The organism is Microcoleus sp. AS-A8 (assembly GCA_039962225.1).
Classification (GTDB): domain Bacteria; phylum Cyanobacteriota; class Cyanobacteriia; order Cyanobacteriales; family Coleofasciculaceae; genus Allocoleopsis.
In genome coordinates this window covers 326,460-353,114 of the sequence record JAMPKV010000002.1, presented here as the reverse complement: position 1 = coordinate 353,114, position 26,655 = coordinate 326,460, and the positions used below count along the sequence as shown (strand labels likewise).

The 26,655-nt window shown below is 45.6% G+C and carries 15 protein-coding genes; 8 read left to right on the top strand and 7 right to left on the bottom strand.

The genetic code is table 11. From position 1 onward, the window contains the following. Positions 1-53 precede the first annotated feature (53 nt). Genes NDI48_04595 through NDI48_04575 form a run of 5 tightly spaced genes read right to left on the bottom strand, consistent with a single transcriptional unit; the run spans position 54 to position 10,072 of the window. On the bottom strand, positions 54-1,871 hold the full coding sequence (locus NDI48_04595; GenBank protein MEP0830485.1) for an ABC transporter ATP-binding protein: 1,818 nt from the start codon (positions 1,869-1,871) through the stop codon (positions 54-56). Beyond that, on the bottom strand, positions 1,864-2,685 hold the full coding sequence (locus NDI48_04590) for an ABC transporter permease (protein MEP0830484.1): 822 nt from the start codon (positions 2,683-2,685) through the stop codon (positions 1,864-1,866). The genes NDI48_04595 and NDI48_04590 overlap by 8 nt, the downstream gene beginning before the upstream one ends. A 13-nt stretch (positions 2,686-2,698) precedes the next feature. Continuing rightward, positions 2,699-4,774 carry a heparinase II/III family protein gene (locus tag NDI48_04585; protein ID MEP0830483.1) on the bottom strand — a complete coding sequence of 692 codons (2,076 nt, stop codon included), beginning with the start codon at positions 4,772-4,774 and terminating at the stop codon, positions 2,699-2,701. Then, positions 4,775-7,465 carry a methyltransferase domain-containing protein gene (locus NDI48_04580; GenBank protein MEP0830482.1) on the bottom strand — a complete coding sequence of 897 codons (2,691 nt, stop codon included), beginning with the start codon at positions 7,463-7,465 and terminating at the stop codon, positions 4,775-4,777. Positions 7,466-7,480: 15 nt separating this feature from the next. Beyond that, positions 7,481-10,072, bottom strand: a complete 2,592-nt coding sequence (locus tag NDI48_04575; GenBank protein ID MEP0830481.1) for a bi-domain-containing oxidoreductase — start codon at positions 10,070-10,072, stop codon at positions 7,481-7,483. A gap of 98 nt (positions 10,073-10,170) precedes the next feature. Here NDI48_04575 and NDI48_04570 point away from each other — a divergent pair, with 98 nt between their 5' ends. Next, positions 10,171-10,437, top strand: a complete 267-nt coding sequence (locus tag NDI48_04570; GenBank protein ID MEP0830480.1) for a hypothetical protein — start codon at positions 10,171-10,173, stop codon at positions 10,435-10,437. Between the two features lie 101 nt (positions 10,438-10,538). Here NDI48_04570 and NDI48_04565 read toward each other — a convergent pair whose 3' ends face one another. Together NDI48_04565 and wecC are read right to left on the bottom strand one after the other, a co-directional pair. After that, entirely contained in the window at positions 10,539-12,689 is a 2,151-nt protein-coding gene (locus NDI48_04565; protein MEP0830479.1) for a bi-domain-containing oxidoreductase, read from the bottom strand. Then, on the bottom strand, positions 12,686-13,903 hold the full coding sequence (gene wecC / locus NDI48_04560; GenBank protein ID MEP0830478.1) for a UDP-N-acetyl-D-mannosamine dehydrogenase: 1,218 nt from the start codon (positions 13,901-13,903) through the stop codon (positions 12,686-12,688). Before wecC ends, NDI48_04565 begins: the two co-directional genes overlap by 4 nt. 508 nt (positions 13,904-14,411) lie before the next feature. Here wecC and NDI48_04555 point away from each other — a divergent pair. From NDI48_04555 to NDI48_04525, 7 genes are all read left to right on the top strand, one after another. Then, on the top strand, positions 14,412-16,340 hold the full coding sequence (locus tag NDI48_04555; protein MEP0830477.1) for a polysaccharide biosynthesis protein: 1,929 nt from the start codon (positions 14,412-14,414) through the stop codon (positions 16,338-16,340). A 398-nt stretch (positions 16,341-16,738) separates the two neighbouring features. Next, positions 16,739-18,622 carry an O-antigen ligase family protein gene (locus NDI48_04550; GenBank protein MEP0830476.1) on the top strand — a complete coding sequence of 628 codons (1,884 nt, stop codon included), beginning with the start codon at positions 16,739-16,741 and terminating at the stop codon, positions 18,620-18,622. Between the two features lie 448 nt (positions 18,623-19,070). After that, positions 19,071-20,348 (top strand): ABC transporter ATP-binding protein, encoded by a 1,278-nt coding sequence (locus NDI48_04545; protein MEP0830475.1) that lies wholly within the window; start codon positions 19,071-19,073, stop codon positions 20,346-20,348. Positions 20,349-20,378: 30 nt separating this feature from the next. Continuing rightward, a complete protein-coding gene (locus tag NDI48_04540; GenBank protein MEP0830474.1) occupies positions 20,379-21,620 on the top strand; it encodes a class I SAM-dependent methyltransferase in 1,242 nt (413 codons plus the stop codon). Beyond that, the gene (locus NDI48_04535) at positions 21,617-24,004 is read left to right on the top strand and encodes a glycosyltransferase (GenBank protein ID MEP0830473.1); all 2,388 of its coding nucleotides are present in this window, start codon (positions 21,617-21,619) and stop codon (positions 24,002-24,004) included. Before NDI48_04540 ends, NDI48_04535 begins: the two co-directional genes overlap by 4 nt. A 19-nt stretch (positions 24,005-24,023) precedes the next feature. After that, positions 24,024-25,178, top strand: coding sequence for a methyltransferase domain-containing protein (locus NDI48_04530; protein MEP0830472.1), 1,155 nt, complete (start codon positions 24,024-24,026; stop codon positions 25,176-25,178). A 90-nt stretch (positions 25,179-25,268) separates the two neighbouring features. After that, positions 25,269-26,648 carry a class I SAM-dependent methyltransferase gene (locus tag NDI48_04525; protein ID MEP0830471.1) on the top strand — a complete coding sequence of 460 codons (1,380 nt, stop codon included), beginning with the start codon at positions 25,269-25,271 and terminating at the stop codon, positions 26,646-26,648. Positions 26,649-26,655 lie beyond the last annotated feature (7 nt).

Below are 26,655 nucleotides of genomic sequence, written 5' to 3'. Positions count from 1 at the left end.
CTCATATATAAATTTAATTGCAAAGATAAATGCAATCTATAGGAGATGTATTTTTAGGAATTGTAGGGTGATAATAATTCGTGATTAAAGTCCATAGACCACTCGCCATGACCTACGAATATAGTACCTGAACCCAATAAACCTCCATCAGTAACTTGGATATCAATAACTTTTGAAATGACTGCATAAACACTCGGATTAATAGAAAAAAATATTGTTTGTTCCTGGTCAAAATATTTTTCTTTGACTACCATAATGGTTACAGAATAGGTGCCAGCACCTAGCATAAGTCTGGGGATATTTAAGCGTATTATTCCTTTATTATTTTTTGTTGCATCAAAAAGTAAATCCCGTGTAATAAAGCGGCACACATCTTGTACACCATCTTTATGCAGAACAATGATTACTTGAGCTCTTTCATTAAAGGTTGGCTTCACAATTTGATATTCGATTAAAAAGCTCATTCCTTTGCCATGTGACAAAAAATGAGTATCTTTGCCGCAATCATCAACAGTCTTTACATTCTGCACAACAATAACGCCAGAACCATAAACTCCACTAGTATTGATTTCCGACAAAGGCTCTAAATTCCTGTGTTCGCCTTGCTTTCCCTCATATAAGCACTGAACACTATGTTTAATCCATTGTCCCTTTGTCGGCGGAAGCGGCCCCAAGTCTATCTCACGTCCTTTGATGAAAGCACGCAGGACAAGGTCACAAGGCTCGTCCGACCAATATTCCATCAATAAGTCGATCTGTGTTTTGTCGGCATCTGTGAATAGTCCCGGAGTCACAAACACGCCTGCAACTTTGTGAAACGGGGAACCGTAATTAAGCATGGGGCGGGATTGACGCCCTTCCCAGAAAACAGTGTCGCCCCAGGATGTACCTTCCTGCTGTAAATGCGAGTTGTCTTCATTATCGAAGCCATTGACGCCCAGAGGCAGGCTGGCAATTGGCACACCCTGATTATAGAGAGATATTTCGCTGAAATAGACAGGACAGGGCTGTGGCTTGTTGTCCCGGCTGCGTATTTCCAGCAAGATATAATCAAGTGCACGACTTTGATGATTGGCTTTGAGTTCTTGCAACTTTGCCTGTTTACGCAAGCGCAAACGCTGTTCTTCTTGCGCCCGGATCGAGTCCTCATAAGCCTTGATGACAGTTGGAGCATTGCCATCCATCAAGACGCGCCCTCGGTCAATCCAAATTACGCGATCGCAAATTTTTGAGGCTGAGTAAATATCATGGGTTACCAATAGCAGTGTAGTCCCTTCCCCTTCGCATAACTCCCGAATTCGCTCATAACTTTTCTGAGTAAAATAAGCATCGCCTACCCCTAGCACCTCATCAAGTACCAGCAAATTGGGAGTAATTGCCGTTGAAGTGGAAAACATCAACCGAGCACCCATCCCCGTGGAGTAGGTTTTCACCGGCTGATCGATATATTCTTCCAATTCAGCAAATTCAATAATCTCAGCACACTTGCGGTCAGCCTCTCTACCCGTCACGCCCAGTTGAGCCAAGTAAGCGTAAACATTCTCCCGACCTGTAAAATCTGGGTGAAAACCCGTCCCAATTTGCAGTAGAGCGTGTACCTTGCCTCTTACCTTAATCTGACCTGAAGTGGGTTGCGTGACCTGGGTTACCAGCTTCAAAAACGTACTTTTCCCAGCACCATTGCGCCCTATGACAGCCACCTTTTCACCGCGCCGGATATCCAGATTGACCCCGTCTAGCGCCGCATGTTCCGTAAAAGCCCCGCGTTTTTTACCCAGTAGTCCGAACATATCCAAGAAGCGGTACTGAGGCTTGCTGTAAAGACGGTAAACCTTCGTCAACTCCCTAGCCTGGATAATGACATTATTCATAATCCACTAGCATACTTTTGAATCGTTTAAAAAATGCTGCACCCAGAGCAAAAAATCCTGTACACATAATCACATAAATTGCCAGCGTATCTATCGCTGGCAACTGCCCTTTTAGTATACTATCTCGATACATCTCAAGCATGTAATAGATTGGGTTTAAATATATCATTAATTTTAAATGAGATGGAATCATGTCGGGAGTAAATCCGATAGGAGATATATACATTAAAAGCAGCAAAAACAAATTTATAAAATAAGAAATATCTGGCAATACCACTGCCAAGGCAGCCAGTATCCAAACAAGACCGACTAGGAACATGACCTGTAATAGAAAAACCAAGGGTAGCCAAATTAAATGAAACGTTAAGGAACCTTTGAATCCTACCAATAAAATCAAAATGCCCGTACTTACTACCTGTGTCACCATACCAACTGCCACTGCCCTTACGGGTATCAGCTCAATAGGTAGCATGACATTTTTAACTAAATGAATATTCTGTTTAATGCATAAGGAACCGCCAGAAATAGCATCCCAAAAGCCTAAATAAGGAATTAAACCACTGAATATATAGAGGACATAATAGGATTGACCATAGCCCGGAAACCGAACTTTAAAAATTACGACATATACGAATATATAGATAGACAGTAATAAAGCCGGATGTAAAAAGACCCACGCTAATCCAAGTGCTGAGCCGGAGTAGCGTTTGGCAAGTTCCACTCTGGTGGTAGCCCAGATAATTTTCCGGTAGCGCAGGATTGTGCGGCTTGCATCTAATGTAGAACCAGCAATTGTAGTCAATAGAGAGCGCATAAAATTATTTCTGTTATCCCAGAGCCATTGACTGCAAAATGGATGTTAATTGGGCTGCCCATTGGGGTTGTGTAAAACACGCTTCACCAGCCATTGCAAAAAACCAGGATTCTACAGGTTCCAGTTCCGTATTTAGGCTTAAGTCAATTGCTCGGCACGGTAACCGCACGCCATAAGATGGAGAATACCAGGCATCGCGGATTGTTCCCTCTAGGGTTTCTGGAGTACGCAAATAAAAACGCCCATTTCCAGCAGACAGCTGATAGATTCCCCTTTCCACTTGTGTCACTTCCACCCCAGGAGCGCAATGAAAATGCCAGACTAACTGATGCTTGCCCGTTCCGTTGAGTCTGTCGAGGATAAATAAGGCTCCTGATTCTTTTTCCAGTCGAAAGCGACGTTCGTGAGTTACAGGATGGCTTAAGCGCTGATACCCAATATGTTTGCCCCAGTATTCCCCATACTGCTCGGTAACTCGAAAGTCTAAGGTTTCTGCACGAGCTGTTTCAAACAGGCGAAATATCCATTCTGGGCGCATCTCATTTTGTTCTTCCTCATCAATACACAAGGTATTGTGATAGCCAGTACTCCGGAAGAGGTTTCTGGCAGCGAAGTCTGACGTATAAACGTAACTGCCGGGGTCAACCAACAGTGGGATGCCATCAGCATGATATTCAAAACTCAGCTGATCGTTGTGCTTGTGGTTGCCAAACCCTTTGGTGCCCACCACGCCGTTACTCACCAACAGATAATGTCCGCCCTCCCGCATCACAGCCAATCCTGCTTGTGGAAACAGTTTGAATAATTCGGGTGGAGGCTGATCTTTTGGAGAAAGTTGTCCAATATCGAAGCCCCACCAAGCGGCTTCCCAACAGCCAGTCACTCCAGCCTGTTGCAGCCAAGCGGGTTCATTCAGCAAGAAGGCAGCCGGAGCCAAAAGATGGCGTGCATCTTGGGGTTGCCAGGTTCCGTAGTCGGTGAAAATATGCAATCGTCCATCATCAGCATCGCCAATTTGGGGCATCAAGCCATCGGGACGCATCACCCCCACGAGGAAGTCAACCATTTTGTAGAGGCGATCGCAATAAGCCTCGGATAGAGGTTCACCCCGAAACTCAGCAAGTCGGGCAGCACCGAGAAACAATTCTGTTACCAAACGGTGATAGGGGACAGATGACTCATAATCTGCCCCATCATCAAGTACCTGAACCTGGATTTCTTGTTCGAGAGATTCTCGGCAGAATTGGTTCCAAATACGACCTTGAGGCAAGTCCCGGAAGACACTGGCTAGGTAGTATAAACCAACTACATTGCTCAAGAAGTGATTGCTGGTTACCTCGTAGTTATTTTCCAGGTTCCCGTAGATAAATACCCCATGCTCAAATAGAGCTTCATAAGCCTGCCGCCAAAAGTCTGCTGGCAATCCTTGGTACTGACCGATTAAGGAAAAAGCGAGTGCCCAGTTCAAGGCTCGAAGCGCAACATCCATCGTACAAGTCCAGTGAATACCCATACCCACTGGATTGGCTTCCCTAAAGTCATGCAACTGATGGGCAATTTCCCAGGCATAGCGGTCATCGTTGGTTAGCCGATAAGCTTGCCCCAAAGTTACCCAATGCTGGCACCGGGCTAGTTCCCAGGGAAGCTTGATGTCCGCTTCCTGACTAGGGCGCATCTGGAATAAATTCCATTCTTTATGAGGAATTCCCTGAGGAAAGCGGAGTTTAGACACCGGGTCTAAATACCAATCAATGGGACGATAACCCTGAGAACTAATCGCACGCTCTGGCTCGATGGGTGTATATTTGCCGCTGCCGAGTAAGTCGAACTGATGGGCAAGTATCTGATTGGCTGCGGTAATGGTAGTGGAGATGCGATCGCCGCACAGCGATCGCAAATGGTCTATCGTTTCTGCCGACAACTCCGCATACAAACTCCCTAACCCTTGCAGACTCGCATACCAGCGATCGAAGGACAGTCCAGCGCTAGCTAAATCGGAAGTCAAATCTGGCAAAGATAGCTCTTTCGCCTTTTGCTGGGGTGCGCGTTTGGCTAAACGCCTTAACCAATTAGGCAGCCGGACAACCATTTACGCCTTCTCCGGTTTATTCGCTTTGATTACCAGGTTCCAGCCTACCAGTTTGCCAACCAAGTCCAACGGTATCCAGCGTAGTGAGCTTGGTAATTCCGGTGCTGTAATTTGTCGTTGCACAATCTCGATATTGACAAATTCTCTGAACATATTTTTCAGTCTTTTTTTGGTATAGACCTTAACCAGAGGTTTAGCATTATTTTCAGAAATCTCAACGTGACGCGACATTATTTCACCCATTGAGACATCCAGCAGCTCACCTTTCATGAGTCCAAGGTTACCAACCAGACTACGCCAGTAGTGTAATGAGTTCTCAGCGTAGACCATAATAATGACTTTTCCACCGGGTTTAAGTACGCGGTAAATTTCCTTCACCAGTTGGATTGTATTAGGGGTATGGTGAATCACCCCATTGCTGTAGACAACATCAAAACTGTTGTTATCAAACGGTAAATCTTCCGCATCCTGGTGAATAAAGTTACCTGTCAAACCCCGCAATCTAAAGTTTTCTTTAGCCAGTTCCAAGTGTCCAGCCGAAAGGTCAACATCAGTAACATCAGCACCGTTGAGAGCAAATTGGCACAGATCGGTACCGATTCCAGCGCCAATCTCTAGAAGTTTTTTGCCGCTATGTTTGGCAAATTCCATCGTCTCTGCCATCCAAGGCGCGTATTCACCATAGCGGTATGCTTCTACTTCCAAGAACCAATCTAGGGTATGACGCTGTGCCTGTTTGACATATTGTGAACCACAAGGATTATTGTTCCACTGGGATTGCGTTTCATTTTTATAGGCATCGCCAGTATCGAGCTTTTGTAAATCGAGTGGCTCGATATTGTTGTTTGGCGAATCAACGGTAAACCCCTCTGAGGTGATTTCTCCTCTGAGAAAACGCCAAAGTTTGGCGACATGATGGTTCCAGGCATAATGCTCAACGACCGCTTGACGTGCATTCTGACCCAGAATTTGGCACAATTCAGGTCGTTTGGCTAATTCCACAACAGCACTGACAAATTCTTCGATATCGCCAGGGGTACACAGCACAGCACGTTGGTTGCTCACCGTTAGATCTGGGTTGCCCAGGTTTCCAGGACGCATAGCGGGGGAAAGAACCTGGCCAAGCTGTTCTAAGTCGCTAGCCACAATACCGCCCCCTAGAGCCATATACTCAAAGAGCTTGGTTGGAGAACCGAAGAAGCGGCGATCGACCATATGGCTGTTGTGAGGGGCAACGTAAATATCACAAGCCGTTAGGAGACGAGCACCTTCTTTCTGGGGAACGCGACCAACACTTAATACTTGTTGAGAAAGTTGATGCTTGGCAATCTGTTGGTCCACTAAATGCTTGTAGTTGCCATCACCAATGAGGAGAAAGCGACATTCGGGCAGTTGCTGACAAATTTTAGGAATCGCCGCCGCTAGTACGTCAATTCCGTGCCAACCACCGAAGGTGCCGATAAATCCAATAACCCGATGGGAGTCGTCGAAGCCCAATTCCTGGCGCAAGGTGCTTTTTTTGTCAGGAGGTAAAGGAGCATAAGCCTGGATATCAGCGCCATTGGGGTTAATTAAAATTTTGGATGGCTCGACCCCGCGTGCGACCAAATCCTCTTTAACCGCTTCTGATACAACAGAAATCAAAGTAGCTTGTCGAAACGCCGCTTCTTCTGCTTTCAGATAAATATCCTCATATTGATACCCACTACCATCAAAACTCCGCTTCATGGAGATTTCTGAGCCGTTGTACTCAACGATGTAGGGTATCTTCAGCTTTTGACTCAAGAGGACGCCTGCATAATTCCCCAAGCACAACCTCTCGTAGATATAAAGCGGACGCAAGCTTTCGATCGCTGGTTTTAAAAGTTGGTAATAGTGCTTGGTACTCTGTAAAATCGTTCCTTCGCTGCCATCCTCACCCGCAGGAGCGAGAACCACTTGAGAGAGACCAAAATCATCTAGTAGCGAATACTGATGGGGCATGAAGCACACCAGCTTCTCGGTGACTTTGGCGAGTTCCTTGGCTACATGGCAGGTGTGACCATAGCTACCGCCTGAATCGATCCGTACCCAGAAGTCTGTGCGTAAATACACTCCACACCCTGTGAGCGGATGTTCGGCATCCGGTTGGCGATCGAGGTGAGTCACAGGAATGGGTTCAGCGCTTCTTACCGCCTCTTCAAGTTCAGCGAGGATGTTCGCTACACTTGCTGTTTTTTCATCAGCTTGGCGACCCAAGTACGTGTAAGACTGCCCACGATACATGCTGCGTGCCAGCCGATAATGTTCGCGCAACGCCGATTTTGAATTTGAAACAGCTTGCAGAGGACGCAGAGCTTTGTAACCTTGAATCGCAAATAAATGCCGCCAATGACTCTGTAGGCGTTCTTCATCGACACGTTCGATCGCGTCTTCTTTTGGCCAGTACAACCACACCCGCCGATTCAGCCTTAAAGCCTTTTGGGCTAACCTCAGATGTGTCCATCCCAACCAGCCCCGCTGTAAGCCAATCACAACGCCTTCAATGTTCTCATGACGTTCCAGCTCTTGAAATGGGTCGGTAATCCCTTGCAGGGAGGGCAAGTCTAATTGTATTTTGTGGCGTTCGGTGAACTGAATCAGGCGGTCATCGCCAAAAACGCCTACAAGCCAACCTTCAACAGGTGGAGCCAGATAGAGGTATTTCTGCATATCTTGTTTTTTTTGTCAAGATTCACGCGGATAAATTAAGTCTTCAACGTGTAAGGCCACCGCTGTCGTTTCGACAATTTGCTCAAATGGAATCGGTGCTTCTGTGCCACTCGCAATGGCATCTCCGAACCGACTCAACTCTTCAAAATGACCTTTATCCACCTCGTTACTTTGCCATAGGACTGTACTATCACTGGCTCTGCTCAGACTTTTATAGTCATCGACGATATAGACTTCGCCGTCACAGTACACCTCAATCCGCTCTTTTGGCAACCCCTGTTTTGGCCCTAAAGCCGTATAGACTAGATTGCCTACACTCCCGTCTTGGTAGGCGAGTGTGGCGCAGAAGTTGTCATTGCGCTGGTACGGTAACGCAGCGGGGTCTATAGAAGTGGCACTGATTGAAGTGACCGGTGCATCTGCCAGGAATCGAAACACATCATACATATGACAGGCTTCTCCCAGATTGCGTCCGCCACCCTGTTGGGTCTGAATCCAACTATCTAGGGGAATGTAGCCGCCGTTGAGTCGGTAATTGACGATTAGGGGAGATCGCCTTTCTTGCAAAGCTTGTTTGAGCGCCTGCAAGGCTGGAGAAAAACGCCGATTGAAGCCAACCATCACAAGGGGTCGTTGCTCCAAACTCTCGTAGGTTTTGACCACCAAATCCAGTTCTTCCCAGCTCAACGCTAACGGTTTCTCGACAAATACATGTTTCCCTGCTTTTAGGCTTTGGCTTACCTGTTCTGCATGTTCGCAGTGACGGGTGCTAATCACAACCAGATCAAAGGCTGGGTTCTGCAACACGGGATCGAGTTCTGTGGTGAATAGCTCGACCTGGTTAGCACGGGCAAAGTTCCCGCCACGAGTGGTATCACGGCTAACTACACCTCGCAAGAAAAACCGATCTTTGCGTTTTTGCATTTGGGGAACTAGCATACTCGTGCCAAATGCCCCTGCTCCCACTAAGGCATAATTAATCAGCTCGCCTGGTGCTTTTCTGTGCCCCCGAATTGTGATGTATGTCGCTTCAGGCGGTTCCGGTAAATTTCGGGTATCGTCGGGGTATTGAATCAGCACTCCGAGAGGCAGACTGTCTTTACCTGTCGCCAGAGTCTTATAGACAGCAGGAGCTTCATCAATCGAAACTACTTTGTCGATCAGGGCTTCTATATTGATGCGACCCGAAGCAATTAATTCAAGATAAGCCTGCATGTTCCGGTTGAGAGTCCACCGGACATAGGAAAACGGATAATCCCGCCCCTCCTCCTCATAAGACCGGTCATATCGACCTGGGCCATAGGAGGTACTCATCAGCAGGTCTATTTCTTTGCGGTAAAACAGAGTTCTTTGTACATTGAGGCCAACATCCCCGACAATCACAACCGTTCCTTTGGCGCGGGTTACCTCCATCGCCAAGTTAATCACGGCATCGGATTTGGTCGCTGCTGCGATTAAGGTTCGGTCTACTCCGTAGCCCCCTGTTATATCCCGCACGATCTGTTTGAGTGTCTCCGGGTTGTCTGTACCTGCCTCCATGCCCAAGCTTTTGGCACGCTCGACTCTGTGTTGATCCAGATCTAAAGCAATGACGGTGCAGCCATTCGCACGGAGGAGCTGCACGATAATCTGACCAATCAAACCTAACCCTAAAACGCAGATTTTCTCCCCTAACTGGGGTGCTGCCCTGCGTACCCCTTGTAATGCGATCGCGCCTACTGTGGTAGAGGCGGCTAACTTCTCTGGACATCCCTGAGGAATGCGGCAAACCAAGTTCCGGCGCACGCTTACGTAATCGGCATGATTCGCTTGACCGGCCCCTCCACAGGCCACTAGATCTCCCGCGACTAAATCGCTAATTCCCTCTCCGACTTCTACCACCTCACCAACAGCCGAATAGCCTACGTTCCAGCCTTGGTCATCCAATTCGCTGTGAGGCAGTCCATTTTCTGTGGGAGGAGCCATGAGGACTTCCAAACTTTCCAAGGTGACTCGCGATGCCTGACCGGCTCCTGCTGTTGTCAGGACTAGGGTGAAGGTTTGTGAACCTTGCAAATCGAAGATGAGGGAGTCTTCAAATTGTCCTACCTCATAGGAACGAGAGCCTAACCAAGCGTCCCGATTCTCATTCAACCAGCCGAGTGCGATCGCACCTTCATGAACCTGACCCTTAACCCGCACAATGGGAACTTGACCGACAGGCACCTCAATCGCCTGTGACATGACTTGATAAGCCGCGTCTGAATCATCGGTCACCACCTTCAACTGACCGTCCTGCACCTCAACCTCAGTAGCGGCACAACGAGTCCAATCCAGCTGACCGCTGGTCAGGGTCAATGTCGGTACGCTCGATCTTGCAGGCAGCAGAGTAGCTATCTGCCCTCTCGCCATTTGAGTCACACGTCGAATCGCTTTATCGGGATGGCGTAGAGCTAATCCCAGGTAAGTTCGGGCAAGACTGGCATAGGCTTTGGCCTGTTCCACAGAAGCGCCTTGGCTCACAATAGACGGGGTAGGACGTAAAGAAGCGATCTCGGTTCCTACACTGACAAAAGAATAGTGCACACGGATCAAAACACAGCCAGCTTCCACGGCTGGTTTAGGCATACGCACCACAAGAGCCCCTTTACTGTTTAGTAGAATCTGGCGCATACAATGATTAGTAACCTTCGAGCAGTGAGCTTCAATCTTGTTTCTTGTCTGGAATGATGATTTCTGGAGAACTTTTAAACATACTGTGCTGTCCGGAAACGAAACAACCCGTTTCTCTGGCTGACCAAAACCTACTCGATCAAATCAACCTCCGCATTCAGCAAGGAAAAGTTTCCAACAGAAGTGGTAGACCCCTGGAAAATCCAATTGATGCTGGACTCATCTGTAAGGATGGCACCTACCTCTATCCCATTCAAGAGGGTGTTCCCATCCTGATCATCGACGAAGCGATCGCCTTGAATGAAGTAGGTCGGCATTAATAGGGGTCGTCCAGGCAAGGCAGAGGGCAGAAGGCAGAAGGCGGAAGGCAGAAGGGATGAGGTTAGCAGCACGGAACTGACTCAAGCTGCGAAACCAGCTCCTAAACTTGAGCCAGCTCTGCTTCCACCCGCAGCGCGATCTCAGTTGCCTGCACCTGCTGCCAGAGCGGAATGGGCCAGTCACTTCCCTGTTGAATCGCCTGGGCGAAGGCTTCCAACTGGGCTTTGTGTCCCTTATCTACCACCTTGGTCTCTACTCCTTTGGCTTTGGTTCCACTAACGGTTAGATGCTTGTAGTCGTTTAACACCAAGACCTTCCCATCTACAAAGGCTTCGAGTTGCTCCTTACGATAATCCTTAGAACCGAGAGCTGTATAGGTAAGCGTTGCAACAGAGCCATCTGCAAAGTTCATCATCGCGACAAAATTGTCGCGACGGCTGTAATAGCCTGTGGTAGGAGTTATCGCTTGGGTTTTCACCTCCACTACTTTACTGTTGGTCAAGTAGGTAAACAGGTCATAGATGTGGCAGGCTTCACCCAGGTTGCGACCGCCGCCTTCTTCTGTATGAACCCAGTGGTCTAAGGGAATGTAACCTGCATTCATCCGATAGTTGAAAATCAGCGGGTTGCTACGGTTCTGGATTAATTCATGAATCCGCCGAGCGTGGGGAGAAAAGCGGCGATTGAAGCCTGTTAACAGGATCGGCGCAGCAGATGAAGCCGCGAGGGCTGAGTAAAACCCTGCAATTTCTGACAGTTCCTGGGCTGTTAGGGCAAGGGGCTTTTCCACCAAGACATGCTTACCCGCCTTCAGTGCTTCTACAACCATAGAAGCGTGCAAGTGATGCCGCGTCGTAATCAGTACCGCATCGACCTCCGGATCGCTGAGAACCTTCTGATAGTCCGTGGTGGCATAGTTGGCACTAAATTGCCGAGCCGTCCCCGTGGCGTTGTGACCAGTACGGCTCATGATCGCTTGTATGTGGTAGGAAGCGGATAGAGCCTGTAAATTCGGTAAATGCATACCCTTGGCAAAACCCCCTGCTCCGACGACAGCAAGCCGAATTTGCTCAGCGCCTGCTGGTTGAGCCGTGGGGTTAGGAACCACGCGCTGTAGTGGAGCATTGCTCGGAGACGGTGGGTAGGAGAGTAATGCCATCAAGGGTCGCTGTTCTCCATCCTTGAGCGCCTCGTAAGCTAGCGTTGCTTGTTCTACAGGATAGGTGGCAGTAATCAGGGGAGTTACCTGAACTTTGCTCTGTGCTACCAAACGCAGGTACTCTGCCATATTACGGTTTTCCGTCCAGCGCACATAGGCGACTGGATAGTCCAGCCCTTGTTCTTCATAGTGGTTGTCGTAGCGCCCTGGGCCATAGGACGTAGAAATAAAGAAGTCTAATTCCTTCTGGTAAAAGTCAGCACGGTTGAGATTTAAGCCTACATCCCCGACGAGAACGACTCGACCTTTTTTGCGACACATCCGGAACGCGGTAGAGATGACCTCATCTGAGGGGGTGGCGGCTGTGATGATCACACCATCAGCACCCAAACCCTCCGTCAGCCGCATTACCTGTTCAATGTTATTTCCCTCGTCCGGGTGGATGCCTATATCCATACCCAACTGTTGGGCGATCGCAATCCGTTGGCGATCCAGGTCTGTACCAATCACCTTACAGCCATTCGCCTTGAGCATCTGAGCCGTTAACTGACCCAAAATTCCTAGGCCAAGTACGACAAAGGTTTCACCCAACGTGGGTTGAGCACGGCGGATACCTTGAAGCGCGATCGCACCCAGTGTCACCGTACTTGCCGCCGCAAAGTCTAATTGATCGGGTATTGGCACCGTCAGATTACGGGGTACCCGAATAATCTCCGCATGATGAGCGCATTGCGCTCCAGCACAAGCCACGCGATCGCCTGGTTGCAGGTCATTAATCCCATCTCCCACTTCCAACACCGTACCGGCAGCCGAGTAACCCGTAGCCTGACCACTAGACAGTCTGCCTTGAACGACGCTAGCGGTGCGGGATACCCCTTGGCTCACAGCCATTTCTACAACCTTTTTGACATTTTCCGGCTGCTTGAGTGCCCGTTTCCATAAGGGCAGACTTGTCATTTTGATGCCGCTCATTTCCGTGCCAATCGAAATGCAGGAATGATCGACCTGAACTAGAACTGTACCAGGCTCGACTTGAGGAGCAGGAATCTCTTCAACCACGGCCTGACCCTGCCGAATCAGTACCTGCTTCACCGCCAAATTCCTCGCGTATCAATCACCGTTTTTCCTTGGAGCTTTTGCCTGTCTACCTGCTTAAAAGCTTGGTGGTCAACCAGGAGCAGTAAGATATCTGCCTTATCCAGTGCAACATCAAGTGCGACAAGTTGGACACTTCCCAAGCTATCGAGACTAGCAGGTAAGGCTGAAATATGAGGTTCTACCACTAAAATGTGTCCGACTGACTCCCTTGCCAGTTTTCTAACAATGGCGACGGAGGGACTTTCACGCAAGTCATCAATATTCGCCTTGTAAGCCAACCCTAAACAGGCAATGACCGCTTGCTCGGCATCGGCAGCTGCGGCTTTAACCTGACTAACGACAAAATCGGGTTTAGAGTCATTGACTTGCCTTGCGGTACGGATGAGCTGCGCTTGCTCTGGAGCCGAGTCAACGATAAACCAGGGATCGACGGCGATACAATGTCCACCTACTCCTGGGCCTGGTTTGAGAATGTTAACGCGAGGATGTCGGTTCGCCAGTTCTCTGAGTTCCCAAACATCTATATTCAACCGTTCGCAAATTAGAGACAGTTCGTTGGCAAAAGCAATGTTAACGTCGCGGAAGGCATTTTCCGCCAGCTTGGATAATTCTGCGGTGCGGGCTTGAGTGGGTACAATCTCACCTGTGACAAATTGCTGATAAAATTCCTCAGCCTTAGCCGTTGAAGCTGGATCGATTCCACCCACAATGCGATCGTTCGTAATAATTTCTTTGAGGATTTGACCCGGTAAAACCCGCTCTGGGCAGTGAGCGATATAAATAGAGTTAGGGTCTAGGTCGGGCCGGAGTTCCTGTAACCAGACGCTAATCTTTTCGGTTGTTCCCACTGGACTGGTGGATTCCAGGATGACCAGATTACCGGGCTCCAGGTAGGAAGCGATCGCTCGTGTAGCCGCTTCAACATAAGATATATTGGGCACATGTCCATCCGTAAACGGTGTTGGCACAGCTAGGATAAACACATGGGCAGGAGCTGGCTCCAAGCTGGCTGTAAGATTTCCACTGTTTACAGCGGACTTGACCAAGACATCTAAATCCGGCTCATGAATATGTATTGCTCCGCGATTGATGGTTTGTACAACCTGCCTGTTAACATCCACTCCGTGAACCTTAAAGCCTTTATTAGCCAGCAAACTAGCTGTTGGTAAGCCGACATAACCTAAACCAACTACGCAAACTTTATCCATCCAAATTTTCCTGTGCCAAATCTCAATGAATCTTTAACAGTAAACAGTAACCCGTGACCCGTTATTTATAGTGTTTTCACCATCAAGAAAAAGTTCCCTAGAAGAGTGTATCGGGTTGGCACAAGTTGGAGTAAAAAGCCCCAACGCCTTTCCTGGGTCACTGCTCCCTGAAAATTCTTGTGTAGATCTTATCTGGTTCTTGAGCTGTAACGGTAAGTTGATGCTGATGACAAGGGTAGGTCAAGCAGCGCTCTGCGCGACGCTTCGGCAACGCCTGCCGAAGGATGCCCGTTCGCGTTTGCGAAGCAGTCGCAGCCGAAGGCGAGAAAGCGTCTCGTTCGCGGAGCGTCTCCGACAGGAGAAGAGAAGGGCTCTAGGGCGAACGCTTTACTCGCAACGCTCTCGCCCTGATGATGAACTATCTGGAGCAGAAACCTCACACTAGCTCAGGCGTCTAAGCAAGGGTATCCTTAAAAATTGCTGCCAACTGTCTGTGGGGAGAAGTTTCATGACCAAGCGAATACACTTTCCCTCGGTGTATCGACTAGCACAACTGGGTCTGGATGCATTCGTTGCTTGGTCTGCTTGCAGTCTTGCCTTCTTGATTCGGTTTGATGGAGATATTCCAGCTACTCACCAAGCGTTAGCGTGGATTCTGCCTTTATTAGCTATTCCTGGTCGTTTGCTGTTTCAGACGGGTTTCGGCCTTTACCAGCAAGTCTGGCGTCTGTTCGGGCCCAAAGATGCCACGTCTCTGTTCAATGCTGTCACACTCTATTCCCTGGTGGTTTTAGTCACCACCCGCTTATTGATTCCCCGCTTTCAGTTCTTACATGGGATTCCCTTAGGCGTTTCCGCCATTGATTGGAGCTTTTGTCTCATGGCAATGAGCGGGATGCGCTATGCTCGACGCCAGTCCCTGTGTCATTACCAAATAGGACGCTATTCGCGCCGTACCTATCGGCAAGGGATTTCCCCAACACAGCGACAGCGGGTGCTACTGGTGGGAGCAGGTATGACGGGTGCTCAAATTGTCCAGGAAGTGCGACAAAACCCTCAACTCAATCTAGAAATTGTCGGCTTTGTGGATGATGACCCTACAAAGGTAGGGCGGAAAGTTGAGGGAGTGGCGGTGATCGGGAAAACCTGTCAGATGGTTGCGATCGCACAACGCCTCAACGCTGCCGAAGTGCTGATTTCCATGCCATCTGCCAATGCTCCACAAATTCGCCATCTTGTCAACTTGGCGCGAGGTTCTTCACTCAAACTCAAAGTCCTACCCGGACAGACAGAAATTTTGCGCGATCGCAACCTGACTCCCCAAGCTAGAGAAATTCAAATTCAGGACATTCTGGGACGCCCGGAAATCCGACTAGACTTCGATGCTGAGTTCGATCCAAAATTTCCGAGTGCGCGATCGCAAATTTACCAGCGAACCGTCCTCGTTACGGGTGCTGGTGGCAGTATTGGCTCAGAAATCTGTCGCCAGCTGGCTCGTCTAGAACCCGACAACCTGCTGCTACTTGGACGTGGCGAGAATAGTATCTTTAATATCGAGCAGGAATTAAAGCGAGACTTCCCTCAGCTTAAAGTGACTGCCCTGATTGCTGATGTTCGCCATCAGTCTCGTATTGAACAGATATTCAAAACCTGGAAACCCGAAATCATCTTCCACGCCGCTGCTCATAAACACGTCCCCTTAATGCAGCATAATCCTACGGAAGCTCTAGAAAATAACGCCTTAGCTTCTTTCCACTTAGCTAAACTAGCCAATATTTATGCCGTTAAAACTTTCGTTCTCATTTCCACTGATAAAGCCGTTGAACCTAACAACTTCATGGGTCTGAGCAAGCGCTTAGCAGAACTGATGGTCAAAGCCTGTGCTTCCACAAGCCACACCCGCTTTCTAGTCGTGCGCTTTGGCAACGTCTTGGGCAGTCGCGGCAGCGTTGTACCTATTTTCCAATCCCAAATTGCTAGGGGTGGCCCCGTCACGATCACAGACCCATTAATGACCCGCTACTTCATGACAACGCCTGAAGCCTCTCAGCTTGTGATTCAAAGCCTTGCTGTCGGTGAATCGGGTCAAACCTTAATCCTGGATATGGGGCAACCCGTGAAAATATTGGACTTGGCAGAACAGCTGATCCAGTTAGCCGGTCTCACCCCAGAGGTTGATGTCCCCATTAAGATTACGGGCTTGCGTCCGGGGGAAAAACTGCACGAGGCTTTGGTTAGCGCGACAGAAAAGGTCATTCCCACAGAGCATCCCAAAATCCTGGCGGTTTCCAGCTACCCTCCAGCCCCTGAAGACCTGGCAAATGCGATCGCCACTCTCTCAGAATCCATCGCGGCTAGTTTACCCCCTGACAACCTTTGGAGGAAAGCTCAGCATTGTATCGATGTTCTGGAATCCTCCCAGGCTTTTCACTCGTAATTTTTTTCAGAGCGCGATCGGCAATCCAGCCTATCAACTTAGTGCAAGGTGGCCTAAATCAGTGACCCGCTTGCCAATCTGTCCTAATTCTCGAAACGCTAATATCATTTACGCCAATGATTGCTACATATCAGAGGCTGTAACCCTTAATTTTTAAAAATTCATTCATTTTAACGTAAAAGAAAATTGATATAAGGTAGACAGGCTACTGGTCACTGCTCACTATTCACTGATGCTCAAGTTACTAGGTATGTGCATAAAGCAAGGTTTGGCTTCTCATGAATAAACTGATACGTCTTCATTCTTTATTATCCACTCTTTTCCTGATAATCTGCTTTGTTTTACACATTTTTTTTTCGTCGTATATTGCTTTTCCTTGGCTGAATTTTCTCTTGTGTTTGACTCTATTTTTTACGACGCTATGTAATCCGCTGCTATCGGTTGGATTTCTGGTTTTTGTTGTCCCCTTCACAGCCGGAATTTCCGAGCAACTCAGGGCAGTATTTCATTGGGAAATCTTCACCTTAGACCTTTTAAGTATCGATGCATCAATTGGTTTATTAGCAGGATTACTAATTTTAAGTTTTTTAAATTCAAAATCTAGCTTATATAGAGAAAACATACCCGATAAATCAACCATCCTTAAATTATTATTGATGGGTTTTCACGTATTAATCTTAATAACTGTCGCCATTGCGATATCCCGCAATTTATATCAATCTGCTTCGCCCTACTCAGTTAAAGGATTTTTCTACAATCTGGCTAACCTTCGCTACACAAGTTTTCATGATGATTACTACCCCTTAAGAGATCTGTTTATCTTTACTGCCGTCATCACTCTCAGCATTAGGCTACTCACCCTAGTTCGCACTACATCACAGTTAATACGGAGTGTGCTAATCCCTCTTGCTGTAGCTACAGTGATTATTCTGAGTTACGCCTTGTGGTCAAAGTTTACAGGACTTGGCTACAACAGAGATGGGGTTGAGGTGGGGGTAAATAGCTTTTTCCCAGATCTTCACGCCTATGGTGGGTATGCTGTTGCTGCTTTTATGGGAGGTCTTTATTACCTGCGTTCCCACAACTCCTTAGTCAAACTGGCAGCCGCGGGCTTCTCTTTTCTGGCAGGGGCTGGGGTAGTAGTCAGTGCTTCTCGCTTTTCCCTCGCCACGCTGTTTATTGCCTGTTTGGGGTATGTAGGTTTTTTACTAATTCAAAGACCTCAGAAACATCTGATGAATCTCACTTTCATCAGCCTAACAATTCTGGGAACAGTTATTTTTGTAGGCTACTGGGGGGATAGGGGGTTGTTACATCAGGTAGCTTCGTTGCCTAAGATTCAATCCTTTCAAGAACTGAATTCAGCTCTGAGCGAGCGTCCTCAAATTTTTCGTTCTGCTTTGTTGATGTACAGCCATTATCCTATCCTCGGTTTAGGGAAAGGTATTTTTTATCGTCAAAGTTCAATTGGTGAATTCAGTCACTCTAGTTTTTTTGTAACTTACAACGGCGAAAATGCTCACAATTACTTCCTACAAATTTTGGCTGAAACTGGCATTATAGGGTTGAGTCTATTTTGCGCTCTATTTATCTATCAAGCCTTTTACCTGAAAAACCCTAATACCCAAATAGTAACAGTATTAATTTTGGGAATATTTGCGGGCAATCTTTACGGTCATTCTCTATTGATCGCCAACATTCTCGTTTTGCTATTTATTTTGCTTGGTGTATCCAATATAGATATGGGAGGACAAGAGTACTCTAGCCCGGAAAAAATTATACCTACCAAGTTCTCCAAACCTTGGCGCTATTGCATCCTAGCGGTGGCAACGGTTTTATTCATTGGAGCGATTTTTGAAGTAAAGAGCAGCTATGGCAAGATTCCCTTCGAGCCTCGCTTTGTCTGCTACAAACCCATACAATATAGCGATCGCCATACGAGCGGCCTGTTTGAAAAGACCTACAAGGTGACCGGAAACAACCTCAAGCTCGAATATATTGTTTATCATGCAGACGCTCAGCGGCGTCCTCTGAAAATTGAGTTCAGTCTCAAGCAGGCAGGTCGGATAATGGCTAGCAAGGAACGCACGATTAACGCGCCAGGACCTTATGCAGAAAGCGTTGATATTTCTCAACTCAGTCCAGGAGCAGAGATCTTGCTACAGATTAAAACCTCACGGTGTTTCACGCCGATCAATCTAGGAGTTAATGGGGATAAGAGACCCTTAGGACTCCAGCTAAACAAGGTTTCTCAAGATCAGAGAGTCGTTCAGGGACGATAAAGGCATGGGTTGTCAGGTAAAAACTTAGGTCAGAGTGGATGCGATCCCATGAAAGTGAAAGACTGATAAACCCTCAGATCTATCAGTAGACCAGTGTAGGGGAACTTAGTACAAATAGGAGAGGTCAATCACTTGAGAAACTAGTGCAGCGCGGCACAAATACCTGACCCGTTAAAATCTCCCCCTCATTTCCTCACCGCCTCTTCTCCTGGAAGTCGTGAATTACTGGTGCCCAGTTGTACTCGTGCCGCTTCCATCCAAGCCAAAAGTCTTTTAGTCTAAGACGTTCAACCGCTTGTAAGCTGGTGAATTATTTCTGCCAACTTGCTCTAGGGTGTGATATGGGGAGTTTCTTTGGTAGTGTTTTAGGGTGGTGTATGACTGTATCGGTACTTGCAACTAGCGTAAGTCGATGTAATCTAGAGGTTGCTCAAACAGCAATGGTGTGATGAGTGAGATTGCCATTTCTCTGAAAAATATCTCGAAATGCTACAAGCGCTATAACCGTCCAATCGACCGATTAAAGGAAATCTTGCTGCCCGGGAAAAGTCATGCTCAGAAGTTCTGGGCTTTGCAGGATATCAATCTGGAGGTTGCCCAAGGAGAGACGCTGGGAATTATTGGACAAAATGGTTCCGGCAAAAGTACCCTGTTGCAGATTATTGCTGGAACGGTGGCACCAACAACAGGCGAAGTATGGGTTAAGGGTCGAGTTTCAGCCTTACTAGAACTCGGTAGTGGGTTTAACCCGGAGTTTACAGGAAGGCAGAATGTATTTTTTAATGGTCAAATTTTAGGGTTAAGTCGGGAAGAAATAAAAACCAAGTTCGATCGCATCGCGGCTTTTGCTGATATCGGTGATTTTATTGATCAGCCTGTTAAAACTTACTCCAGTGGTATGGTAGTACGATTGGCATTTGCCGTCGTTGCTAACACAGAGCCCAAAATTTTAATTGTGGACGAGGCATTAGCCGTTGGGGATGCCAAATTTCAGGCGCGTTGCATGAAGCGAATTCGCCAGCTAAAAGAACAAGGAGTAACGATTCTCTTTGTGTCCCATGATAGCTCCAGTGTGAAAGCTTTATGCCAGCGAGTAGTTCTTCTGAATCAGGGGAGGATTCTAGAAGTTGGGTATCCCAAAGATGTTGTTAATCATTATATTGCCCTTTTAAGTTCAGAGAAAACTCCAAAAGGCAATGAATGCGACCGCATTAATTCCGTTGTCACAAAACTTGAGTCTGGTCATGATATCGTTCCCAAAAAAATCCATAGGCATGGCAACAATCTAGCGTTTATCAATTCCGCTAGGTTAGAAGATTTAGAAAAAAATGAGATAAAAGGAAAAGTAGAAACTGGGTCAATCTTTAGAGTAGTTGTTGAGATAAGCTCCCAAGCTGAGTTATCCGATTTAGTTATAGGATTTTCGATTAGAAACCTGGTAGGATTAGTCATTTATGGAACCAATACTTACTTAATGAATATTGGAGTGCCTAAAATTTTACCGGATCAACAAATGACAGCAAGTTTTCAAATGCCTTGTTACTTAAACAAAGGAGTTTATACAGTAACGGTAGGAATACATTCAGAAGAAGGAATCAGCTACGATTGGATGGATGAGTTAATAGTTTTTGAGGTGGAAACTAGTAATATATGTGAGGGAGTTGTCGATTTAGAAGCTCAGATGAAGATTCAACAATTTAATACCAAAATCATTGAATGTATTTAATTGTAATTAATATAATTTAAATTTTTAAAAATGATTGAGTCCAATAACTTAGAAATTAATGTAGATGAATTAATGCAGAAGGTGCGTGATGAGGTAGCAAGGCGTCATGATTTGTCTTTACCTGGGAATGCAGAACTTAACAATTTTAACGAAATCGCTTTTGAAAAAAATAGCCCTATAGAAACTTTGCTAAGTCAGGCTGAGTTATTTTCTGAGGTACCTACTGAACTGCCTGATAAATTTAATCGTTTTCCCTTGAGTTTGAGTCAGGGATTACAAAAGTTTGTCCTCAAGCTGTATGGATTTCTTTTTAAGAAGCAACGAATTGTTAATTTTTCTCTAATTCAAGCACAGCGAGAGTCTACGAACTTGAATCGAAAGCTGTTCGAGCACGTATTCGCTCAATTAATCGATCTGCAATCACAGGTGAAGGAATTAAACGAACGACTGAAAGCTATAGATGAGCGTTACACCAAAAATGATAGTTATCTCAAAACTGAACTTACCCAGCAAAAGCGATCGCTCTCTCTGTTTTTGGAAGAAGCGCAACAGCGTTCTCCAGAATCAGTGAATCAAGGGCAGCTACAAGCTGTGGAAAATGAAGAACAACACTTGCTCGATGCATTTTACACGGCCTTCGAGAACCAGTTTCGAGGGGAACGTGAGGATATCTTTAATCGCTTAAAAGTTTATCTCCCCTTGCTTGAGGAAGCTAATATTGGTACTTCAGACTTCCCGATTCTCGATGTAGGTTGTGGACGGGGTGAATGGCTAGAGTTACTGCGGGAATCTGGATATACAGCAACTGGATTAGACCATAACAGAGTCATGGTAGACTACTGCCGAACCAGAGAGTTTGAGGTTGTAGAAGGAGATGTGATTGCTTATTTGCGTACCTTGCCCGATTTAAGTTTAGGTGCCGTGACAGGCTTTCATATCATCGAACACTTGCCGTTTCCCATACTCATAAAATTGTTCAATGAAGTGGTAAGGGTACTGAAACCAGGAGGATTAGCGATTTTTGAAACACCCAACCCTAAAAATATTGTTGTAGGGGCTTGCAATTTTTACGCCGATCCTACTCATAAAAATCCCTTGTTCCCAGACACTATTCAATTTATTCTAGAATCTCAAGGATTATCAAAGGTTAAGATACTATATCTAAATCCTGTTGAGGGGAGTCCTTTTAATCAAGAAGATGCTAGTTGGCAGCTCCTTCACAATTGGTTCTTTTGTGCCCGTGATTACGCGGTGGTTGGATATAAGTTATGAAGCCAATAGCGATCGTGACTCCCTGGTTTGGCAGGGATTTAAAAGGAGGTGCAGAGCAGCAGGCGTGGCAAGTTGCCACACGCCTTGCCCGCAGAGGGCATACAGTGGAAGTACTGACAACGTGTTGTCGCTCCTTTCATGAGGATTGGGCGGTTAATCATCTCAAAGCTGGATTGAGTCAGGATCACGGTGTAAAGATTCGGCGTTTTCGGGTTGCTCAGCGCGATCGCAACGCCTTTGCTGAGGTTAATCGCCTGATGTTGAGCTTACCACCTTCAAGGCTCAAACCTGGGGTTAATCCAGTCACGTTAAAGAATTCAGAAATTTTTACTTCCGAAAATATTAACTCGCCTGACCTACTGAAATATTTAAAAAATCAACACAACCACTATCAAGGATTTTTATTCCTACCCTATCTTTATGGCCCGATTTTAAAGGGATTACCTAGCGTTGCCAAGCGAGCCTTTTTGCAGCCCTGCTTGCATAATGAAGTTTATGCTTACTTGCCCCAAGTTGCTGAGATTTTCCACGCCGCTCAAGGGTTATTGTTTATTAGTGAAGGGGAAGCTCAACTAGCGAGACAGTTGTACGGGCCGGGGATTATTCCTAAAAGTATTGTAGCTGGTGCCGGTGTAGAGGCTGGACAGCACTATGATCAGGCAATTAGCCAAGTTAGAGAGTTCTCAGTCAAACAAGAGCGCTTTGTGCTTTACTTAGGTCGCCGGGATGCGACAAAAAATACAGATTTAATCGTCAGAGCTTATACCGCTTTTAAGCAGAACTATTCAGACTCTAATCTAAGGTTAGTTCTAGCTGGCCCTGGAAATACATCATTTAATGGCTCGGCACCCGGTTTACTGGATTTAGGTTTAGTTGAAGAGGAAGAGAAGGAAGCCTTACTGGCTAATTGCGTAGCGTTATTACAACCGAGCCAAAACGAAAGCTATTCTCGCGTCATGATGGAAGCCTGGTTCTATGGAAGACCTGTAGCCGTTCATCGTAGTTGTTTAGCGACTGCAATGGCTGTAAAATCCTCCCAAGGAGGTTGGTTAGCACAGACAGAATCTGAGTGGATAGAATTGTTCGCCAACCTTGACCAACTGGAAGAAGCTCAGCTAGCGAACTATGGTGCTAACGGTCAAGCCTATGCTCAAGATAATGCCGTATGGGATAAGGTCATAGAACGTTATGAAGTGGCTTTAGGATTATCTCAAGAACCCCTAGAAGTGCCAACGAAACATACCAGTGGAAAGCTTCAAGAAATTCATCAGCTTTTACCCAATCTCGCTTATGGAGATGCCATTTCCAATCACGCGTTAGCCATCAGAGATTATCTACGTAGTAATGGATATAAATCTGACATTTTTGTTAGGTATGTGGATGAGCATATGGCTCAAGAAGCCATAATTTTTCAGTCTAGGCGCATTAGCGATCGCGCAGGGTTAATCTACCATCATTCGATAGGTTCGGAAGTCACGGATTATGCGATCGCTCATCCGGGTGCTAAGTGTCTTATTTATCACAACATTACACCGGCTGAGTTTTTTTTGCCTTATCGACCGGAGTTTGCCAAAATTCTGGAACAAGGTCGAACTGAACTAAAGCAACTCGCTGAACACTTCCCTATTTCCGCTGGAGTTTCTACTTATAATGCCGCTGAACTTGTCGCGGCTGGTTTTAACGATCCGGGAGTTTTACCGCTTGTTGTAGACCCTAAAAAATGGGATATCCCTCCGGATACAGTCTTAATGCAACACCTGCAAGATGGGAAAACGAATTTACTATTTGTCGGACGGATAGCGCCGAATAAGCGACAAGATCAACTATTAGAAGCTTTTGCACATTACCTGACGATGGATCGGGAAACAAGATTAATTTTAGTTGGCTATGGTAACGACAAAGAAGCCTATTACTGCCACCTGATTAACCTGATTCAAAGATGGGGTTTAACCAGTCACGTTATGCTGGCGGGGCAAGTCAGTGATGCCCAACTATTAGCCTTTTATCGCACTGCTCACCTGTTTTGGTCAATGAGCGAGCATGAAGGTTTTTGCGTCCCTTTGATAGAGGCAATGTGGTTTGATATTCCTGTCCTTGCTTATAAAAGTAGTGCTGTACCAGAAACTTTAGGCAAAGCAGGTTTGATGTTTACGAGTAAAGATGATTTGGTTCAGGTTGCAGCTCTGGCAAAACTGCTTGTTAAAGACAAAGAACTGCGAGACAAAGTTATAAAGCCGCAACAGCTAAGGCGAGAAGCCTTTACTACAGGCATATTTCAAAACACTCTCATGCACTTTTTTGAAAAAATGAAAAGAAAGGATTTTCATTCTCTAAATATTTCTGAATTTAATGCTAAAAACCCTCAAGCAAAAACTAATTTCTAATTATAAAGAAGTCAAAGGTATGAACCTGCAAGAGCTGAAAAAGAATTGGGATGAATTTGGTAAGCAAGACCCTCTCTGGGCCATCTTAACTAATCCGACTAAGAAAAACAACAGTTGGAAGCCAGAGGAATTTTTCCAAACGGGGGAAGAAGAAATAAACGCTGTTTTCGAGTATATTAGCTCTTTAAATATTTCCTTATCTCGGCAAAGAGCCTTTGATTTTGGTTGTGGTGTGGGACGGCTTACTCAGGCACTGTGTTTGTATTTCGATGAGTGCTATGGGGTAGATATTGCCCCATCAATGATTGACTTTGCCAAACAATACAATCGTCATGGGGATAAATGCAAGTATTACGTGAACGATGCTGATAATCTCAGCTTGTTTGAAGACGATTACTTTAACTTTATCTACTCAAAAATTGTTCTTCAACACATTAAACCTGAGTACAGCAAGAACTACATCAAAGAATTCGTTCGCATTCTCGCTCCTGGTGGCTTACTAGTATTTCAGGCACCCAGCGAACTAGCTCCCGTGGAGAAACTTAATGCTCTTGAAGATTATGCTTATAGAGCACAAATCACTCTCTTAGAACCGCTGGTAAATGTAGAGGCTGGCACCAAGACTACTGTTCGAGTCAAAATCAAAAATATTAGCAACGTGACTTGGCCATCCTTTGAGGATTCCAATGGGAAATACAATATTAGCTTGGGGAACCACTGGTTGAATGAAGCTGGACGAACAATCGTGAGTGATGATGGTAGAGAACCTTTGCCAAAAACTCTAGAACCCAACGAAGAAGTAGAGGTTTCACTAACCGTTACTGTGCCATCTCAATCCGATACTTATGTTCTGGAATTAGACATGGTTCACGAACAAATAGCTTGGTTTAAAGATAAGGGTTCCCAAACTCTAAGAATTCCCGTAAAAGTTGAAGGGATAAGCCAATTGCAAAGTATGGGCCGTAAGATGTTGAGCCTATATCGTAAGCTTAGAGCTATTAATGAAGCCAAAACGAGTTCTTCTTTGTTCGTACCCCGTATGGAAATGTATGGCATTCCCAAGGATACTGTTTTGAAAATAGTTACTAGCAATGGAGGAAAGGTTGTAGATGTGCAGCAAGACGGCTCGGCTGGACAAGGATGGTTCAGTTTTCTTTACTGCGTGACAAAATAATAACTGAGAATAACTCTAGTTTTAAGAAGATTCTCACTAGCGGAAAAGTTTCAGGACAGTGCCAAACAGTTAGTAAGGTGTGGAGTGAGGATGATGAATGGCAACAGTAAGTTTAATGTCTTTCTCAAGAAAGTTAAAAATAAAGTAAAAAAAACATTAAAAATAGTTAATAAAGCTGAATCACAAACAAATTTTACATTAGATACTTCCACTCCATCCAACACTATCTTAGATCCATTAACCCAAAAGATATATAGCAAAAGCGAGGATATGTCCTTATCTGAGCTAGAAAATCTTTATTATAACGTCGTATTAAAACAAAATTTCTATGATGGGGATTATGGATTAGATTGGAATATTGCTCCCTACCAAAAACTGGCTAAAGTCCTCTCCTCTACTTTTTCTCCCAAGCAACACATAGACATAGGCTGTGGACTAGGACTACTCGTGAAGGCTATGAGGGAATTGGGAGTAAAGTCTTATGGAATTGATTTTAGTGAATCGTTAATTGCTAAAGCCGATCAATCGACAAAAAGTTTTTTAACAGTTGCTACGGCTGAAGATTGGATTCAAAAAGCTTCTTTAAATGATGTAGAGTTAGTTACATTTACCGAAGTTTTTGAGCATTTACCTGTTTCAACCTTAGAGCAGATTTTAACTCAGTTACATCAGTCTTATGATAAAAAGATATTTCTCACTATCCCATCATTTGGTTTTGATGCCACCTTCAAATTAGGCATTCAAGTCAATGAAGATAATCCCACCTGGAGAAGGGATATGATGCACAATATTCCTTTCAAAAATATTGTTTTAGAAAATGGAACTCCCCATCACGGTCATATTACCTTAGCTTCATATCGGTGGTGGACTGAGTTCTTCTTGTTTCATGGCTGGTCTAGAAGTAGGGATTTAGAAGACGAGTGTTTTGATAATTTCCACGACACGTTTAGATTGTATAACTGGAATCCTTATATTCTAGGAAAAACTTTAGCAGGGAACGACTTAAAAAACTGTATAAAAACTGGAATGTCCCTAGGAACAGGCTGGCACAAATACTATCAATATGAAGATTTTGCAGGAAGGTGGAGTGATGGATTAGCTAGAGTGTATTTTTGGGAGACTGAATTCCTTAAAAGAACTCTTCGCATATGTTTATCTGCCCCTGAAATAAACTACATCCATGAATGGAACATCCTTATAACGTTGGATAATTTAGTCAGAAATAAAGAATTTAAGTTTACATGGAAAACTCATTTTACTTCTGCGTGGCATGAAATTAATTTAAGAGAAAAAATAGTTGATATGAATCTAAACTTATCAAAACAAGATTTGAAGCCAAGCGACGATGAGATAGCGTCGGATTGCTGGAGAATTACCCTTATCTCTCCAAATTTTTGCCCTACTGAGTATGGAAATTCATCAGATTCAAGACGATTAGGCATCGTAGTCCATTCGCTTGAACTGTTATAACACTAAT

What these genes read in the sequence shown, in the direction of transcription:
- NDI48_04595 (MEP0830485.1), bottom strand. Translation starts at nt 1,871, where the DNA reads ATGAATAATGTCATTATCCAGGCTAGGGAGTTGACGAAGGTTTACCGT.
- NDI48_04590 (MEP0830484.1), bottom strand. Translation starts at nt 2,685, where the DNA reads ATGCGCTCTCTATTGACTACAATTGCTGGTTCTACATTAGATGCAAGC.
- NDI48_04585 (MEP0830483.1), bottom strand. Translation starts at nt 4,774, where the DNA reads ATGGTTGTCCGGCTGCCTAATTGGTTAAGGCGTTTAGCCAAACGCGCA.
- NDI48_04580 (MEP0830482.1), bottom strand. Translation starts at nt 7,465, where the DNA reads ATGCAGAAATACCTCTATCTGGCTCCACCTGTTGAAGGTTGGCTTGTA.
- NDI48_04575 (MEP0830481.1), bottom strand. Translation starts at nt 10,072, where the DNA reads ATGCCTAAACCAGCCGTGGAAGCTGGCTGTGTTTTGATCCGTGTGCAC.
- NDI48_04570 (MEP0830480.1), top strand. Translation starts at nt 10,171, where the DNA reads ATGATGATTTCTGGAGAACTTTTAAACATACTGTGCTGTCCGGAAACG.
- wecC (MEP0830478.1), bottom strand. Translation starts at nt 13,903, where the DNA reads ATGGATAAAGTTTGCGTAGTTGGTTTAGGTTATGTCGGCTTACCAACA.
- NDI48_04555 (MEP0830477.1), top strand. Translation starts at nt 14,412, where the DNA reads ATGACCAAGCGAATACACTTTCCCTCGGTGTATCGACTAGCACAACTG.
- NDI48_04545 (MEP0830475.1), top strand. Translation starts at nt 19,071, where the DNA reads ATGAGTGAGATTGCCATTTCTCTGAAAAATATCTCGAAATGCTACAAG.
- NDI48_04540 (MEP0830474.1), top strand. Translation starts at nt 20,379, where the DNA reads ATGATTGAGTCCAATAACTTAGAAATTAATGTAGATGAATTAATGCAG.
- NDI48_04535 (MEP0830473.1), top strand. Translation starts at nt 21,617, where the DNA reads ATGAAGCCAATAGCGATCGTGACTCCCTGGTTTGGCAGGGATTTAAAA.
- NDI48_04530 (MEP0830472.1), top strand. Translation starts at nt 24,024, where the DNA reads ATGAACCTGCAAGAGCTGAAAAAGAATTGGGATGAATTTGGTAAGCAA.
- NDI48_04525 (MEP0830471.1), top strand. Translation starts at nt 25,269, where the DNA reads ATGATGAATGGCAACAGTAAGTTTAATGTCTTTCTCAAGAAAGTTAAA.